Raw genomic sequence first — 15,235 nt, forward strand, 5'->3', positions numbered from 1 at the left:
CAGACGCTCACTTCCGACGAAAGGATTGCTGCCATGAGCGAGGCCCATACACAGAACGGTTCACAGAATGGTCACGGCTCCACGCCTTCCACCGCGCGCTTGACCACCGCTCCCTTTGCCGCCTCGCGCAAGGTGCATGTCGAAGGGGCTCAGCCCGGTGTCCGGGTGCCGATGCGTGAAATCAGCCTGACCCCGACGCACTCGACCAACGGCAAAGGCGGCCAGCCCAATCAACCGATTACCGTCTACGATACCTCCGGCCCCTACACCGATCCAAATATCACGATCGACGTCCGCGCCGGCTTGCAGCCCTTGCGCCGAGCATGGATCGAAGCAAGGCAGGATACCGAAGAACTCCCGCAAGTGACGTCACAATACGGCCGTCAACGAGCGGCTGATCCGAAACTGGCGGACCTCCGGTTTACCCATATCCGCAAACCGCTCCGCGCCAAGCCCGGACGGAACGTCAGCCAAATGCACTATGCCAAACAGGGCATCATCACGCCGGAAATGGAATTCATCGCTATCCGGGAGAATCAATCACGGGCACGCGCGAAGGACTTGATGGCGGCGGGCAACGGGCATGGCGGAGGCATTGCACAGCATCCCGGCCAGGCCTGGGGGGCACGCATCCCCAGCCTCATCACGCCCGAATTCGTGCGCGATGAAGTCGCCCGCGGCCGCGCCATTATTCCCAACAACATCAACCATCCGGAATCCGAGCCCATGATTATCGGCCGGAACTTCCTGGTGAAGATCAATTCCAACATCGGCAACTCGGCCGTCGCTTCCTCGATCGAGGAAGAAGTCGAGAAGATGATCTGGTCGATCCGCTGGGGCGCCGACACGGTGATGGACCTCTCCACCGGCAAAAACATTCACGAGACGCGGGAATGGATCATTCGCAATTCGCCCGTGCCGATCGGCACCGTGCCGATCTATCAGGCACTCGAAAAAGTCAACGGCAAGGCCGAAGACCTGACCTGGGAGATTTTCCGCGATACCCTGATCGAACAGGCCGAGCAAGGGGTGGACTATTTCACCATTCATGCTGGGGTGCTGCTGCGCTACGTGCCGATGACGGCGAAGCGCATGACCGGCATCGTCTCGCGCGGCGGCTCCATTCACGCCAAATGGTGCCTCGCGCACCATCAAGAGAACTTTGCCTACATGCACTTCGAAGAGATTTGCGACATCATGAAAGCCTACGACGTGGCCTTCAGTCTCGGCGACGGCCTGCGGCCCGGCTCGATCGCCGACGCCAACGACGACGCACAATTCGCCGAATTGGAAACCCTGGGCGAACTGACCAAGATCGCCTGGAATCACGATGTGCAGGTCATGATCGAAGGGCCCGGCCATGTGCCGATGCATATGATCCAAGAGAACATGGAGAAGCAGCTCAAGGAATGTCAGGAAGCGCCCTTCTATACCCTGGGGCCGTTGACCACCGATATCGCCCCCGGATACGACCACATCACCTCTGGCATCGGCGCCGCGATGATCGGCTGGTACGGCTGCGCGATGCTCTGCTACGTGACGCCGAAAGAACACCTGGGATTGCCGACCAAGGAAGATGTGAAAGTCGGGGTCGTGACCTACAAGATTGCCGCGCATGCGGCGGACCTGGCGAAGGGACACCCCGGCGCGCAAGTGCGCGACAATGCCATGTCCAAAGCCCGATTCGAGTTCCGCTGGGAAGACCAGTTCAACCTCGCGCTCGATCCGGAGACGGCCCGCGCATATCATGATGCCACGCTGCCGGACAATGCGGCGAAGGTCGCTCATTTCTGCAGCATGTGCGGCCCGCATTTCTGCTCGATGAAAATTACGCAAGACGTCCGTGACTATGCGGCCAAGAAGGAGCTGGAAGAACAGCAGGCCATTCAGATTGGCATGAAAGAAAAGTCGGAAGAATTTAAGAAAGCCGGCTCCGAGATCTATCTATGAGGCTCGTCAAAATGGCTACCCAGCGAGGCCGCAGACGAGTCCAAACCGGAGGCGTACCCTCAGGGGCACGTTGAGGATTTGGGCGAGCTGAGAACGAAGCTGGAAGTCATGTTCAACAGCCGCTGAAGGGAAAAACCGCATGGGGAAGCCGAAACCTGCGCCATTACGCGAGCGCGACATCACCCGCCAGATTGCGCGGGAATACTATACAGAGTTCGATCAACTGATCGAAAGCGACGTGATCATCGTCGGGGCCGGCCCTTCGGGCTTGATCTGCGCACACGATCTCGCCAGGATGGGGGTGAAGACTCTCATTGTCGAACAAAGCCTTGCCTTGGGCGGAGGATTTTGGTCCGGCGGCTACCTGATGAACAAGGCCACCATCTGTGCTCCGGCCCACAAGATCCTCAAAGAAATCGGCGTGCCCTGCAAGCAGATCAAGGAATGCCCCGGCATGTACATGGTGGATCCCCCGCATGCCACGGGCGCGTTGATCGCCGCCGCCTATAACGCCGGTGCGAAGATCATGAACCTGACGAGGGTCGTCGATCTAATTCTGCGCCGGGACGGCGTACTCGAAGGGGTCGTGGTCAACAGCACCACCGCCGAAATGGCCGGTCACGATATTATCCATGTCGATCCGATCGCCTTGGAGAGTAAAATCGTGGTCGACGCTACTGGACATGACGCGGTGGTGGTGAACCTCCTGCATAAGCGCGGGCTCTATCAACAGGTGCCCGGCAATGGCGCCATGTGGGTGTCGCGCTCGGAAGAAGAAGTGATGGACCGGACCGGAGAAGTCTCCCCCAATTGCTTCGTGATCGGCCTCGCGGTTGCGGCAGTATTCGGTACGCCGCGCATGGGCCCGGCCTTCGGATCGATGTTACTTTCAGGCCGGTACGGCGCCGAGTTAATCCGAGACAAGCTGAAGAAGCATTAGTTCATACTACCCCCTGCGGCTTCTCAAACGGGTTTCCAGCAAGGCCGCAGGAAGCGAAATCGACGAGGCGTACTGTGTTCGTACGTCGAGTTGAGTGAGCGCCCGAGAACGCAGCCGGAAACCTGTTTCAGAAGCCGCATATGGATGTACAAGATTTTCTCATACAGGGCGACGGCAGCGAGGAAGACAAGCGCGAAGCCTGGCAGCTGTTTCAGCAAGCCTACGAACAGCAGATGAAGGGGCAGCTGGAAGAAGCGGTCAGTCTGTACAAATTGTCGCTGGCGACGCATCAGACGGCTGAAGCCTACACCTTTCTCGGCTGGACCTACAGCTTCATGGGCAAGCTGGATGAAGCCATCGAGGAATGCCATAAGGCCATCGCCTGCGATCCGCACTTCGGCAACCCCTACAACGACATCGGCGCCTATTTGATCGAAAAGGGCGACTTGGACGAGGCGATTCCATGGTTTCAAAAAGCGATGCAGGCCCCACGGTATGAAAGCCCGGCGTTCCCGCACCTCAACCTGGGCCGCGTTTATGAACGTCAGGGCAAGTGGAGCGACGCCATCGACTGCTACAAGCAAGCCCTGGCACTCAATCCGGACTATGCTCTGGCTAAGAAGGCGTTGGGACGCCTCATCAGCTCCCTGAATTAGTTTCACGTCATGAACAACACGATCTTCGTCGCCGTCACCGACATTTTTTTCTACACGAAGGTACGCGATGCCTTGCGTCCGCAGGGATATACCCTGGAGCGGATTCGCCATCAGGATGAAGTGGCAGAAAAGGCGGCTTCGGCAAGCCCGCTCGCGTTGATTCTGAACATGAACGACCTAGCGGTCGATGCCTTCAAGGCGCTTGAAACCATTCAGAGCAATCCCGCATTGCGTTCGCTGCCTATTCTCGCCTTTGCCAATCACGAGGAAGTGGACACCTGGCGCCGCGCGAAGGAGCTCGGCGTGACCAAAATCGTCTCACGAAACGAATTTTCAGCTCGCACGAAAGATCTCGTGGAAGAACTCATTCATCCTCAGCCTTCCGCGCAATTGTGAGGGCGAAGCCAGCTAAAGGATCAGCGGTCTTTGTATGAAATCATCACGGCTCCATGATCAACACCAGCAGCTCGGCGCCACGTTCGAAGACATCACGGGATGGTCTGTGCCGGCGCACTATGGCGACGTCGCGGCGGAACATGCCGCCGTGCGCAACAGCGTCGGGATTTCGGACCTGTCCCACCGCGGGAAATTCCGGGTAACCGGCGATGACCGCATCAAGTGGCTCCAGAGCATTATCAGCAACGACATTCTTCCCCTTCCTCCTGGACAGGGCCGCTACTCCAGCTTCCTTACTCACAAGGGCAAAATGCTGGGCTATTTCCGGGTGTACATCCAGAGCGACGCCGTGTGGATCGAAGATGTGGGCGAGGTCGGGGATGCTACGTTTCAAGCCCTGCGCAAGTTCCTGCTTTACGGCACCAAGGCGAAGATGGAGAACGGTTCCGAGAGCTGGGGACTGCTGCTAGTGAGCGGGCCGAAATCAGCGGAAGTGGTGTCAGCCGCCTTCGGCGTCGAGGTCCATGCATTGGAACTCCTGCAGACCATTCCCGCCACGGTCAGCGGCCAGCCGGCGCTGATCATGCGCACGGAAGAAACCGGCGAACAGGATCTGGAAATTTTACTGCCCGTCGATGGGCTCGCCACCGCATGGAGTCAACTCATGACTGCCGGAGCGCCTTTCGCTATCAAACCCGTCGGCGCGCAGGCGCGCGAACTGTTGCGGATCGAGGCGGGTCTCCCCAAGGCCGGACCCGATCTCAATGAAGAAATCGTGCCGCCTGAAGCGAACTTGGAAGGCAAAGCCTTCAGCCTCTCGAAGGGTTGTTACCCGGGGCAGGAAGTGGTGGCGCGGATGGATACCTATGGGAACGTTCGGCGGCACCTGGTCGGGTTAGTGATTCAGGATCAATCGGTTCCGGCGAGGGGCTCCAAGTTGTTCAGCGGAGAGCGGGAGGTGGGATGGGTCAGCAGCGCCGTCTTTTCGCCGCAGCGAAATGCCGTACTGGCATTCGGGTTTCCGCTACGCGATTTTTCTGCGCCGGACACCGACCTCACGGTGGAAGCGGCAGGGAGGCGCCATCAAGCCACCGTCCATGCCCTTCCGTTCTACGTTCGTCCATAGCAGGATGGTAAAAACGTTCGCCGCGGCGTTCACGTAATGCGCTGCATTCAGCGCATCGTGCTCCTCACCATTTCGACGTACGCTTCCTCTCAATCCCACTCGTGAAGCAAGTTCCTTACTTTTCAGGATTGCGCACGGCCGACACGGCTGACGCGAATCCGAGCAAGCTCTTCCGCTCCTCATCGTCCAATGCCAACAACAGATGGGTTTCTTCGGCATGCATCAACCGGAGGCTCAAGAACGGCTCCTCACGGCGCTTCTCCCGATTGTCCCACATCGCGTCGATGACCTGCACTTTGTCCAACTGCCCGACCGACACCACGTCGTAACGGAAATACGAATCTCCGATCACGATATCAAAAATGACATTGCCCGCCGTCAGAAGAAGAAGGTTGAACCGCCCTTGATCTTCGTACCCTTCGGGTAAGAATTTATTGATGTGGCATCGGGCCACTTTGCGATCGCCCAGGGCAGCCCTAAACTTCAACTGCAGGGCCTCATAATCGATCTGGAGCGCCTTCTCGTCCGCATTGGTCGCCCCGACCGCCGCATCCTTCGCCTGTTCAAACACGTCATCCGCCGACAACAACCCTGCCATAGCGCTGTACTCCTTCGTTACAAGACTGCCTGATGTGTATGATGTCGTTTACGATCAGAGGCTGCGTGCGGCGCGCCTGGCTCGTATCGACCGGGCCACCCCGACCAACGCAATTCCCGCCCACGCAAATTCCAGCAGGACGAACCCCACTCGCCGATCTTCAATCGCCACAATCCCCAGCAACAACGACCCGATGATGTTCAAGGCCAAATACCCTGCATCCAGCTCGCGCCAGGCACCGGCCTGAATGAGGCCATAGGCGATGAGCACCATGAGGGCTCCAACCACCGATATAACCTGCATGACCATGAATAGGCTCGCGCACCCGGCCCGAAGCTGACTGGAGAACGGGGTACGGTACCTGGCGGCCAGACAGGATTGCAAGCGAAATTCCCTGCGGGGCGCGAGACGTCGAAGACGCGACGGCGGCGGCATATTGTCCTCCCCTGACAGCACCTCCTCGACTGCGGGATGCCGCATTGCATTTGCACGGTCATCTCCGGCATACTTTGTGGGAATGACGGGGAGGCACAGATGAGCGGACAGAGCTGTTTGATCGATGGTTGTCAGGCGAGAGTGTATGCGCCGGCGGGCACCCGTTCCATCTGCAAGGACCATTTCCTGGGATTTCTGACCTGGCGACGGCGGCGAGGGCCGCAGATGTTCCGCAAATACGCAGGGCTGACGATGGAAGAGCGTGATGTGGTCGCAGCCGAATGGCTTCAGACGCTCGGCACGAAAGACCTCCCCCACCCTATCCCCGGGTTGTGACCGCTTCGGCTTGACTCGAGGATCCCGTCCGCACAGCCTGCGCACCAGCCGAAGGCACCGGGTCTTCCAAATAGGCTTCAGCCGTTACCTGCCTCCGTCGGAGCGCAGAATTTCATCGCGAGTATGCAGCAGTTTCCCTTCTAGGGCCGCCTTCAACAACTGGGCGGTGTTTGAGACCCGCAGTTTCTTCATCATGTTGGCCCGATGAGTATCGGCAGTCTTCACGCTGATGTGCAGAAGTTTCGCAATGCTGCGATTGGTGTGACCATCCCAGATCAGGCGCAGAATTTCCATCTCGCGCGACGTGAGATCCTCCGGCTTTCGATTCAGGACGACCGCTTCAGAACCGGTAGACACCTCACGGCTCTTCGCAGACGATCTGCTGACAGCCGGGTCTTCTTTCTCCCCGATCCCGGCTTGTTGTTCGGCCAACATTACACACCTCCTTCATATAGCCTGCCCCACCGGCGCCCACGGCCCCACGAGATGCCTTCGGTTAATTCTCCCGCGCGGCGACAGGTTTCGAGGTATCCCACAGGCGTTGGAGATAACCCAACACGGCCGTAATGGCTTGGGTGCGCGGTTGCCACGTTCCCAGCGCATTCCCGTTCAGTTCAACCCAACAGCCATCGACCTTTTGACGCACAATCAATCGTTCAAACATGCCATGCATCGCCGGCTGAATGGCCAATAGATACTCCTGCTCTTCCCGATCTTTCAGCAAAAACCCTTTCACCGTCATGGTCCGTTCCTCCTTGGTACTCCTGCCATAGGGGCTCACTCGTGGACGCTCCTTCACTCCCATCTTCACACCTCCATCCTTTATACTCCGCAGGGGGTTCGCCTTACGTCATCTGCCGAGCACTCTTTCAAAGCCCGTGCCATGAGCCCATCATGTGTCCCCTCGCAGAAGAAACAACAACTTGCGCCATTCATCTTGGGAAACACAGACGGCTCGCTGCTGTGTCACGATCAACAGACCTGTGCCAAGTCATCATCATGAGACAGGTTGCACAACTGCATAGGCAGTACGCTGGCGCTCGTCGGAAGCGTCAGACATCTCAAAGACCCGGTCGACTCGATCGATTTCAGAAGCGGAGAGAAGAAGGCAAGGGGGGAATCACGCCCACGAGGCGCCAATCATTCGGCGCAGGCGCACCCGTCGAGTGCACGAGTTGAAATATAGGTGAGATTGTTGGTGTACCGCATAAACCCCTTTTGGCGGCCATAGAGTCGCAGGAGGCAGCGGTCGCCTGTGAGTTGGACAAAGAAACTGTAGTCTGCGCCGGACGGCGAAGACACTCTGAAGGGACGAGGCCCCAGTGACCCGGTTGCCAGTACGGCGGTTGTGGTACCGGCGAGGCGATTCGCCATCTCTGGTTGTTCACCCTCTTCTACCAGGATGGATTCAAGCTGGCCGCGCGCCGTCTGGCGGCAGGATTCATCTGATAAGGTCGTAATGTGAGCCACCGTGGCACAGCCCGACAATAGGACGGCCCACAACCCGACCCACCCTACGGCGAAAGACAGACCTGTCATGCCGAACACGTTTCCATTGAAATCACGCGGACGGGCATAGGCATTCACAGCAGTGGCGCGACCGGCTGGGAACATCTCAGCGGGACATCATCGCCTGAGCAGATGCGCTTCGTCGAGAATGACGAGGCCGCCGCCCCTCCACGCCGGGAGCTTCACCCCATTACAGGGCTGCCGTGGTGATGAATCATCAACCACTCATCACCGATCCGTTCAAAAAGATTGGTCGCGAGCACGCGGGTTTCAACCGGCTGGTCGTCCTGCCGGCTGGTGAGGTGCTCGGTACAGATCACCCAGCCCAGGTCGCCTGCAACCTGGACCTGCACGTCGGACAGTTCGAATTTCATGGAGAAGGTGTTATTGAAGATGAGCACCCAGGAATCGCGCACTGCGGGCCAGTCGCTTCGGAGGGTCCAGCCTGGGTGAATGCAGGTAACGTACTCGAGATGCGCCCACACTTTGTCCATCTGGAGCATATCCAGGCTTTCAAAGGCGGCGTAAAACGCTAGATTCGCGCGGGTGATTTCTTCGATACGTTGTTCGACCACGGCTCGCTCCTGCGACGGTGCGGCATTTTACTGCAAACGCCGTCGCCGGTGCGAGCCTCATTTGTGCTGCGAGGGGACGGACTCGCGGGGGGCCGCCGCACTGCCGGAAGTGGGACTTCCCCCGAGAGTGCGGGCCGCCGCGAATCCCTTCAGCCCGCGTGGGTGGCGAGCAGCCCCTCTTCCAGCGCCGTTTTTAAGAGCTGGGCAATATTGGAGACCCGGAGCTTTTTCATCATATTGGCCCGGTGCGCCTCCGCAGTCTTGATGCTGATATGCAATTGCTCCGCAATCGTGCGGTTCGTCAATCCCGCCCAGACCAGCTGCAAAATTTCCTGTTCGCGCGGAGTCAAATCCTCGGGGCGACGTTTCACCCCCATAGTCACACCCGATACAAGACTCAATCCGGATGATCCGTCCCGCGCCTGATCTTCCCGTGCACTCCCCAACATATTCTGTTGATCATTCCACATGGCATGCTCTCCTTTGGTTCTAGTTTCGGCTCTTCATCGTCAACCCGCCTGGGCAGAAAACCATGCCGAAATTGCCGACCATCCCTGCAGGGCCGTCAGCACGGCCGCGACCGCAGGCGTCCGGTCCGACCATTTCTTGTGCGGCACTCGCGACATCTCAACCCACTATCCATCATGTAGTCTCTCACGTCCGGTTGCTCGAATGGTCCCGGGAGTCGGGGCGGACTGATCACCACGACGTCGTGATCCACGCCATTCAAGATTAACCATCCTTCCAGATCCAAGTTGCCCTTTGCGTCGCCTGCCCGTCGCTGTTTCATCAGTGTTTCCTAGACACTGTCTTCACAGTAGGCATATATCAAGGATCGTGCCATCACTGACGGGAGAGAAAGCCCTATAAAATACTAGGGGCTTAGGCCGAGGACCCCTTCCGCGAGCATGTGATGCGTCAATGAGATGGCACACGGCGCTGTGTCAGACGTGTGCCATGTGACAACATGCGCAGGGGTGGGATGACAATGGCATCAAACGGGGATATCAGAAAAGGATGAAAGGCGTCTGGAAACGAACGCAACAGCATCAAGACCTACGTCCAATGAGAGAGGAGAGCGCCTGCGGGTCATCCCGCTCACGCGCCGGTTCACTGCAAGGAATCCGTACCGATCTCGGCCGAGGCGGCTACATCGTATTCAGCCAGACGACGGTAGAACGTTCTCCGGCTCATTCCCAGCAAGCGCGCGGCCTCCGAACGGTTGCCGCCGGTCCGCTGCAACGCCGCCAGCATGCGGGTTCGCTCGTCCTGACGCTGAAGCGGAACATAGGTCGCCTGTGGCTCCGGACTGCGGACTTCAGGCGGGAGATCCTCCGTCCGCATCACGGTCCCTTTGCAGTGAATCAACGCTGACTCCACGGCACTTTTCAACTCACGAACATTCCCTGGCCAGGAATAGCTGGTCAACACCTGGAGCGCCTCGGGACTCACTCGGAGCACTGGCTTTTCCATCACGGAACGAAATTGTCCGAGAAACGCATGGACCAGGAGCGGGATATCCGACGGCCGTTCGCGGAGCGGGGCGAGCCGGAGGCGCGCCACCTTGATCCGATATAGCAAATCCCTCCGGAAGGTCCCTTTCTCCACGTCCGCCGCAAGATTGTGATGGGTCGCGACCACGACCCGGACGTCGACCTTCCGAGGCTTGGATTCTCCCAATCTCGTCACTTCCCGCTCCTGCAGGACACGCAGGAGGCTCGTCTGTACGGCAGGGGAAATATCGCCGATCTCGTCCAGAAAAATGGTCCCTCCCCGCGCGGCCTCAAAGACTCCCTCCTGGCTGTCGATAGCCCCGGTAAAGGCCCCCTTTTTGTGACCGAATAGTTGGCTACCTAGAATCGAATCGGTGAATCCCGCGCAATTGACGGCAAGAAATGTGTGCGGCGCGCGGCGGCTGGAAAGATGGATCGCACGGGCCACCAATTCCTTGCCCGTGCCGGTTTCCCCCTCGATCAACACCGTCGCATCCACCGCCGCAATCTGTTGAATCTCTTCGTACAACACCACCATAGACGGACTTCGGCCGATCAGGTCATGAAACTTGCCGTGGTCGGCCAGCTGCGACTGCAGCGCTTGAGCCTCATCTTCAGCCGCGAAGCGGCGCCGCACACTCTCCACCCACTGTTCGGCAATCGTCAAACGTAATCGTAAGAACTCGACGCCAACGGGCTTGGCCAGATAGTCGTTGACCCCGGCCTGAAGCGCCGCCCGCAATGATTCCGGAGAGTCGTGTGCGGTGATCATGACGATGACGCAGCGATCTCCGCCGGGACCGGATCGAATACTCCGGCACAGCTGCAGTCCATCCATTCCACCCCCGCGCAATTCCCAATCGAGCAGCACCAGATCATATGGCCGCTGGCCATAGGCCTCCGCTGCTGATTCACCATCGGCGCAGGCCATCACCTCATGCCCGCGCGCTCTGATCACCTGCTCGAACAGGCACCGGACATCGGGATGATCCTCCACCAGCAATACGCGCATGCCGTTCTATCCTTTACTCATAGATCACGTGCAGCCGAGTCAGAAACCGGCTGAGCCGTTCCAGAATCTCACGCGCATCGGCGGCATCTTTGCGCACGGCCGCCGTCTCCAATGACCGCCCGTATGCTGTAATCGCTTCAACCCCGTACGTTCCGCCGGCGCCCTTGAGACCGTGGCCGATCTCCCGCATCATCTCAAAATCTTCACGGCTCAACGCCTCCGTTATCTGGATCACGTCGTGGCGCCGATGCTCCAGAAACCCAGGCATGAGCGGTTCAAGCTCCCCGTTGACATGGAGCACGACGACTTCTTCATCAACAGACGGCGTAGGTGGCGCGGATGAATCGACGGTTTGGAGATATAATTCAATTGCCTCCAGCAGCCGGGCCTTGCGGATGGGTTTCGTGAGGTGCGCGGTGCATCCCGCATCAAGACTGCGCTGCACTTCGCTCGGCAACGCATTGGCCGTCAGCGCCAGGATGGCGGTGGGACGGCGGCCCTGGTCTTTTTCCCATGCGCGGATCGCTCTCGTTGCGGCATACCCGTCCATCACGGGCATCTGAACATCCATCAGGACCAGATCATAGGATCCGTGCATGAACATCTCGAGCGCAACCTGACCATTCGCCGCCGTCTCCACCCGGTGCGGCGTCGTCTTGAAATAAAACTCCATCATGCGGCGGTTGTCGACAAAATCTTCAGCCAGAAGAATCTTCAGACCGGACGGTTCAACTACGTGAGTCCCTGATCGAGGTTGAGTCACTGGCCCAGGGTTCCCGGTTGATGCCGTCCTGCCCATCACGGCCATCATGGCGTTGAACAGATCGGAGCGTCGAAAGGGCTTCGTGAGAAACCGTACGACCCCATATTCGCGGGCCCGACCCTGGTCACCGGCGCGCCGTTCCGATGTCAGCATGATAATCGACAGTCCGGCCAGACCCGGCGATCGTGCGATGATCTCGGCCACCTGCCAGCCGCTGAGTTTCGGCATGCGCACATCCAAAATCACCAGACGATAGGGCACGCCGGCCTTGAGCGCACGATGCAACTCCATCACCGCCTCGTTCCCTCCAGCCGCCTCCGCCGAAGGAATACCCCAGCCCGTCAGGGTTTCCCGAACAATCAGACGATTGGTCGCATTGTCGTCGATGATCAAGGTGTGCAACCCTGCGAGTTGTTCCCATTGCGCCGGAGGAATCGCGGAAGCCGGCTGAGCATGCGCGGCAAACTTGGCGGTGAAACTGAACATGCTGCCATGCCCCGGCTCGCTCTCCACCCACATTCTGCCACCCATCCGCTCGACCAGACGCCGGGAGATCGTCAGGCCAAGCCCCGTGCCGCTATAGGGCCGCGTCATCGAAGAGTCCACTTGAGTGAAGCGTTCAAAGATGACGGCTAGCTTGTCGTGAGGAATTCCAATGCCGGTATCACGCACCGTGAACAGCAGATTGCCAGGGCCGTCTGCCAGCGGGTCACACTCCACGCGCAAGACGACCTCTCCCTGTTCCGTAAACTTGATGGCATTGCCTAACAGGTTCAGGAGCACCTGCCGAAGGCGGTTCGGATCACCGACGAGTGAGGTTGGAACATCAGGCTGGATCTGATAGGCCAACTCCAGATTTTTTTCGCTGGCGCGAACTGCCACCAACTCTGCCGCGCGCTGCACCACGTCACTGAGGTCGAAGTCTGTCAGATCCAAATCCAAATAGCCGGCTTCGATCTTCGACAAGTCGAGCACATCGTTGATCAAACTCAGCAAGTTACTTCCGGCATCTCGAAAAATCTGGACGTACTCTTGTTGATCCTCATTCAGCGGCGTCTCCGACAGCAGATCGGCCATGCCGATGATCGCATTCATGGGCGTGCGGATCTCATGGCTCATGGTGGCCAGGAAATCGCTCTTTGCCCGATTGGCGAATTCGGCGGCCTCCTTCGCGGTGACCAAGGCCTGTTCCGCTTCCTGCCGTTGCTTCGCCTCATAGGCCAAGGTGACCAAATTCCCGATAGACATGGCGAACTGTGTTTCTTCGTTGCTCCACTTACGCGCCCATCCGATTCGTTCGTGGCAGACGACTCCGGCCAGGCGACCGCCGAAGAAAATCGGCACGTCCAACAACGAAACAATCCCCAATGTTTGAAGATAGGGCTGCAGTAATTCAGCGGTGCGCGGATCACTGGCGACATCATCCGCATCGACCACTTGCTCCTCCAGCAACTCGTTAAAGTATCGGGGGTACTGCGCGACATCGAGACGCGCCCCGCGCGAATGCCGAGCCTGGGCTCGTTCATAGAGTTCTGCGCATTCCAGCACCGCTCCGCTACGGTCCAGCAACCAAACACTGGCGCGGTCCACAGCCATGGTCTCCGCGGAGTTGTACATGAGCTCTTTCAGCGCGGACGGCCAGTTCCCCGAACCGATATGCCGGCTTTTGATTAAACGCATGAGTGCCTGCTGATGCGCGTGGAGCACCGATTGGCTGCGACGCAGCGCCGCTTCCGCCTCGGTGCGCCTGGTGATATCCAGCACCAGCGTCAGCACGCAGTTCTCTTGTCCGATACAGACCGGTTCTACATTGAAGAGGCCGTGCCGAAGTTCGCCGGACTTTGTACGAAACTCTTTCTCCAGCTGCCGGAGAAAACCGTCCCGCCGTAACGTCTCGGCTAATTGTCGACGGTCGTCCGGATTGACCCACATACCGATATCGAGCGAGGACATGCCGACCAGCTCGTCCCGAGAAAATCCGGAGACCCGCACGAACGCCTCATTGACATCGAGCACCCGCCCATCCTCAAGGCGGCTGATGGCCATTCCTGCCGGACTGCTATGAAAAGCCTTTGAAAATCGCTCCTCACTCTCCCGCAACGCCTGCTCCACCTGCTTCCGTTCGGTAATTTCGCGCGCCACCACCTGAAAACCGTTGACGGCGTTCCCGTCCATCAACAGTTGCGTATGCTGCCCCAGCCATACTTCCCGGCCATCTTTGGTCGCGACCGGCAACTCGTACACCGTCCGAGACGTTTTACGGATAAACTGTCGGCCGTAAAACCGCTCGGCCTGAGCACGACTTTGCGGCTGAACAATCTCCAGATAATGGCGGCCGAGAAGTTCCTCCGGCAGATAACCGAGAATTCGCAATGAAGTAGGATTGCAGTACGTGAACCGCCCGGCGGCATCGGTTCGAAAAATGATATCCCCGGCGTGCTCGACTAAATCGCGGTAGCGCTTCTCGCTCTCCCTCCTAGCATCATCGGCCTCTTTCCTCGCCGTAATATCCAGATGAATGCCGGTCATCCGAGTCATCCGGCCCTGCTCGTCGCATACCCCCGAGCCCAACGCGGCCATCCATCGGTATGAACCGTCCTGATGCCGGAGGCGATGATCCAAGCGATACTGCTTGGTATATCCCTGCTGAAACAGCGCGACCGTTGCCAGGACTTGCGCCTGTTCATCCGGATGGAGACGCGATTCCCAATCGGCGACCGTAGGACCGATGTCCGACTCCGTGCAGCCAAGCTGACTTTTCCATCGAAGAGAGTAGTAGGCTGACCCGGTTGCCAGATCCCATTCCCACACGCCCACATCCGCGCATTCCGCCGCCAATTCAAACCGTTGGCGACTCTCATGTAATGCCGCCTCAACCTGCCGCTGTTCGGTCAATTGCATCGATAGACGATCATCGGCAGCGATCAGATCCTGCGTCTGCTCCGCCACGCGCTGTTCCAACCGGCTATTGGCTGAACGAAGCGCACTCTCCACTTCGCGCCGCTGGGAGAGTAGATAGGCCATGCCCCAAAGCAACCCGACTCCCATTGTACGATTAACGATCGCCGTTGCGACTTCAACACCGGGAGGTGCAAACCAAAGCCCGGCGCCCAGCAAGATCGTACACAACGATGCATAGCGCAGTGAGGCCAGAGGCGAAGCGAACCGCGCAGTCAACCACAGTGGAAGCATATACAGAAGCCACATGACATGCCCCAGCGGAATCGCCACATCCAGGGCAAAAATTCCGGCGGTCAGCAGGCCTATAGTGACTAGCATGGTCGAATCGCCCCCTCACTGCTCACATCGAAGATCGATTCGCGATTGGGCAGGCTGGAAACAGGCGTAAGATACCCCCTCGAACACATCAGGTAAACCCCTGACAATCGGCCCTATTATGGCCCTACTGGAATGATGCAGGCGCAGGAAGTGCCTGCCGAAAGATT

At 58.6% G+C, this 15,235-nt stretch carries 15 protein-coding genes; 6 read left to right on the forward strand and 9 right to left on the reverse strand.

Features of this window, described 5'->3' with window-relative positions; genetic code table 11:
* The first annotated feature begins 99 nt into the window (after positions 1 to 99).
* The 5 genes from thiC to GDA65_05195 all read left to right on the forward strand — a co-directional run bounded on the left by thiC (position 100) and on the right by GDA65_05195 (position 5,068).
* The gene (gene thiC / locus GDA65_05175) at positions 100 to 1,950 is read left to right on the forward strand and encodes a phosphomethylpyrimidine synthase ThiC (GenBank protein MBA5862083.1); all 1,851 of its coding nucleotides are present in this window, start codon (positions 100 to 102) and stop codon (positions 1,948 to 1,950) included.
* A gap of 139 nt (positions 1,951 to 2,089) precedes the next feature.
* Positions 2,090 to 2,890 (forward strand): thiazole biosynthesis protein, encoded by an 801-nt coding sequence (locus GDA65_05180; protein MBA5862084.1) that lies wholly within the window; start codon positions 2,090 to 2,092, stop codon positions 2,888 to 2,890.
* A 140-nt stretch (positions 2,891 to 3,030) separates the two neighbouring features.
* Entirely contained in the window at positions 3,031 to 3,546 is a 516-nt protein-coding gene (locus GDA65_05185; protein MBA5862085.1) for a tetratricopeptide repeat protein, read from the forward strand.
* A 9-nt stretch (positions 3,547 to 3,555) separates the two neighbouring features.
* Positions 3,556 to 3,942, forward strand: coding sequence for a histidine kinase (locus GDA65_05190; protein ID MBA5862086.1), 387 nt, complete (start codon positions 3,556 to 3,558; stop codon positions 3,940 to 3,942).
* 34 nt (positions 3,943 to 3,976) lie between these two features.
* Positions 3,977 to 5,068 (forward strand): aminomethyl transferase family protein, encoded by a 1,092-nt coding sequence (locus tag GDA65_05195; GenBank protein MBA5862087.1) that lies wholly within the window; start codon positions 3,977 to 3,979, stop codon positions 5,066 to 5,068.
* Positions 5,069 to 5,183: 115 nt separating this feature from the next.
* Here the strand turns inward: GDA65_05195 and GDA65_05200 are convergent, their stop codons facing one another.
* Together GDA65_05200 and GDA65_05205 are read right to left on the reverse strand one after the other, a co-directional pair.
* Positions 5,184 to 5,666, reverse strand: a complete 483-nt coding sequence (locus tag GDA65_05200; protein ID MBA5862088.1) for a hypothetical protein — start codon at positions 5,664 to 5,666, stop codon at positions 5,184 to 5,186.
* A 54-nt stretch (positions 5,667 to 5,720) separates the two neighbouring features.
* On the reverse strand, positions 5,721 to 5,975 hold the full coding sequence (locus tag GDA65_05205; GenBank protein MBA5862089.1) for a hypothetical protein: 255 nt from the start codon (positions 5,973 to 5,975) through the stop codon (positions 5,721 to 5,723).
* A gap of 225 nt (positions 5,976 to 6,200) precedes the next feature.
* Between GDA65_05205 and GDA65_05210 the strand changes: the two genes are divergently transcribed.
* On the forward strand, positions 6,201 to 6,437 hold the full coding sequence (locus GDA65_05210; protein MBA5862090.1) for a hypothetical protein: 237 nt from the start codon (positions 6,201 to 6,203) through the stop codon (positions 6,435 to 6,437).
* An 84-nt stretch (positions 6,438 to 6,521) separates the two neighbouring features.
* Here the strand turns inward: GDA65_05210 and GDA65_05215 are convergent, their stop codons facing one another.
* The 7 genes from GDA65_05215 to GDA65_05245 all read right to left on the reverse strand — a co-directional run bounded on the left by GDA65_05215 (position 6,522) and on the right by GDA65_05245 (position 15,068).
* Complete coding sequence (locus tag GDA65_05215; GenBank protein ID MBA5862091.1) at positions 6,522 to 6,872, reverse strand: hypothetical protein; 351 nt, start codon at positions 6,870 to 6,872, stop codon at positions 6,522 to 6,524.
* A gap of 61 nt (positions 6,873 to 6,933) precedes the next feature.
* Positions 6,934 to 7,248, reverse strand: a complete 315-nt coding sequence (locus GDA65_05220; protein ID MBA5862092.1) for a hypothetical protein — start codon at positions 7,246 to 7,248, stop codon at positions 6,934 to 6,936.
* Between the two features lie 329 nt (positions 7,249 to 7,577).
* Positions 7,578 to 8,051: a hypothetical protein gene (locus GDA65_05225; protein ID MBA5862093.1), complete on the reverse strand. Its 474-nt coding sequence runs from the start codon at positions 8,049 to 8,051 to the stop codon at positions 7,578 to 7,580.
* A 77-nt stretch (positions 8,052 to 8,128) separates the two neighbouring features.
* Positions 8,129 to 8,521, reverse strand: a complete 393-nt coding sequence (locus tag GDA65_05230) for a DUF4440 domain-containing protein (GenBank protein MBA5862094.1) — start codon at positions 8,519 to 8,521, stop codon at positions 8,129 to 8,131.
* Between the two features lie 149 nt (positions 8,522 to 8,670).
* Positions 8,671 to 8,991 (reverse strand): hypothetical protein, encoded by a 321-nt coding sequence (locus GDA65_05235; protein MBA5862095.1) that lies wholly within the window; start codon positions 8,989 to 8,991, stop codon positions 8,671 to 8,673.
* A 640-nt stretch (positions 8,992 to 9,631) separates the two neighbouring features.
* Positions 9,632 to 11,026 carry a response regulator gene (locus tag GDA65_05240; GenBank protein MBA5862096.1) on the reverse strand — a complete coding sequence of 465 codons (1,395 nt, stop codon included), beginning with the start codon at positions 11,024 to 11,026 and terminating at the stop codon, positions 9,632 to 9,634.
* Positions 11,027 to 11,039: 13 nt separating this feature from the next.
* Positions 11,040 to 15,068, reverse strand: a complete 4,029-nt coding sequence (locus tag GDA65_05245) for a PAS domain S-box protein (protein MBA5862097.1) — start codon at positions 15,066 to 15,068, stop codon at positions 11,040 to 11,042.
* Positions 15,069 to 15,235: the final 167 nt, after the last annotated feature.

Origin of the sequence: Nitrospira sp. CR1.1 (genome assembly GCA_014055465.1) — a bacterium.
GTDB lineage: Bacteria > Nitrospirota > Nitrospiria > Nitrospirales > Nitrospiraceae > Nitrospira_A.

Bases quoted from the DNA above. Each gene is read 5' to 3' on its own strand.
- GDA65_05180 (MBA5862084.1), top strand. From the start codon at position 2,090: ATGGGGAAGCCGAAACCTGCGCCATTACGCGAGCGCGACATCACCCGC.
- GDA65_05185 (MBA5862085.1), top strand. From the start codon at position 3,031: ATGGATGTACAAGATTTTCTCATACAGGGCGACGGCAGCGAGGAAGAC.
- GDA65_05190 (MBA5862086.1), top strand. From the start codon at position 3,556: ATGAACAACACGATCTTCGTCGCCGTCACCGACATTTTTTTCTACACG.
- GDA65_05195 (MBA5862087.1), top strand. From the start codon at position 3,977: ATGAAATCATCACGGCTCCATGATCAACACCAGCAGCTCGGCGCCACG.
- GDA65_05200 (MBA5862088.1), bottom strand. From the start codon at position 5,666: ATGGCAGGGTTGTTGTCGGCGGATGACGTGTTTGAACAGGCGAAGGAT.
- GDA65_05205 (MBA5862089.1), bottom strand. From the start codon at position 5,975: ATGGTCATGCAGGTTATATCGGTGGTTGGAGCCCTCATGGTGCTCATC.
- GDA65_05210 (MBA5862090.1), top strand. From the start codon at position 6,201: ATGAGCGGACAGAGCTGTTTGATCGATGGTTGTCAGGCGAGAGTGTAT.
- GDA65_05215 (MBA5862091.1), bottom strand. From the start codon at position 6,872: ATGTTGGCCGAACAACAAGCCGGGATCGGGGAGAAAGAAGACCCGGCT.
- GDA65_05225 (MBA5862093.1), bottom strand. From the start codon at position 8,051: ATGTTCCCAGCCGGTCGCGCCACTGCTGTGAATGCCTATGCCCGTCCG.
- GDA65_05235 (MBA5862095.1), bottom strand. From the start codon at position 8,991: ATGTGGAATGATCAACAGAATATGTTGGGGAGTGCACGGGAAGATCAG.
- GDA65_05240 (MBA5862096.1), bottom strand. From the start codon at position 11,026: ATGCGCGTATTGCTGGTGGAGGATCATCCCGATGTCCGGTGCCTGTTC.
- GDA65_05245 (MBA5862097.1), bottom strand. From the start codon at position 15,068: ATGCTAGTCACTATAGGCCTGCTGACCGCCGGAATTTTTGCCCTGGAT.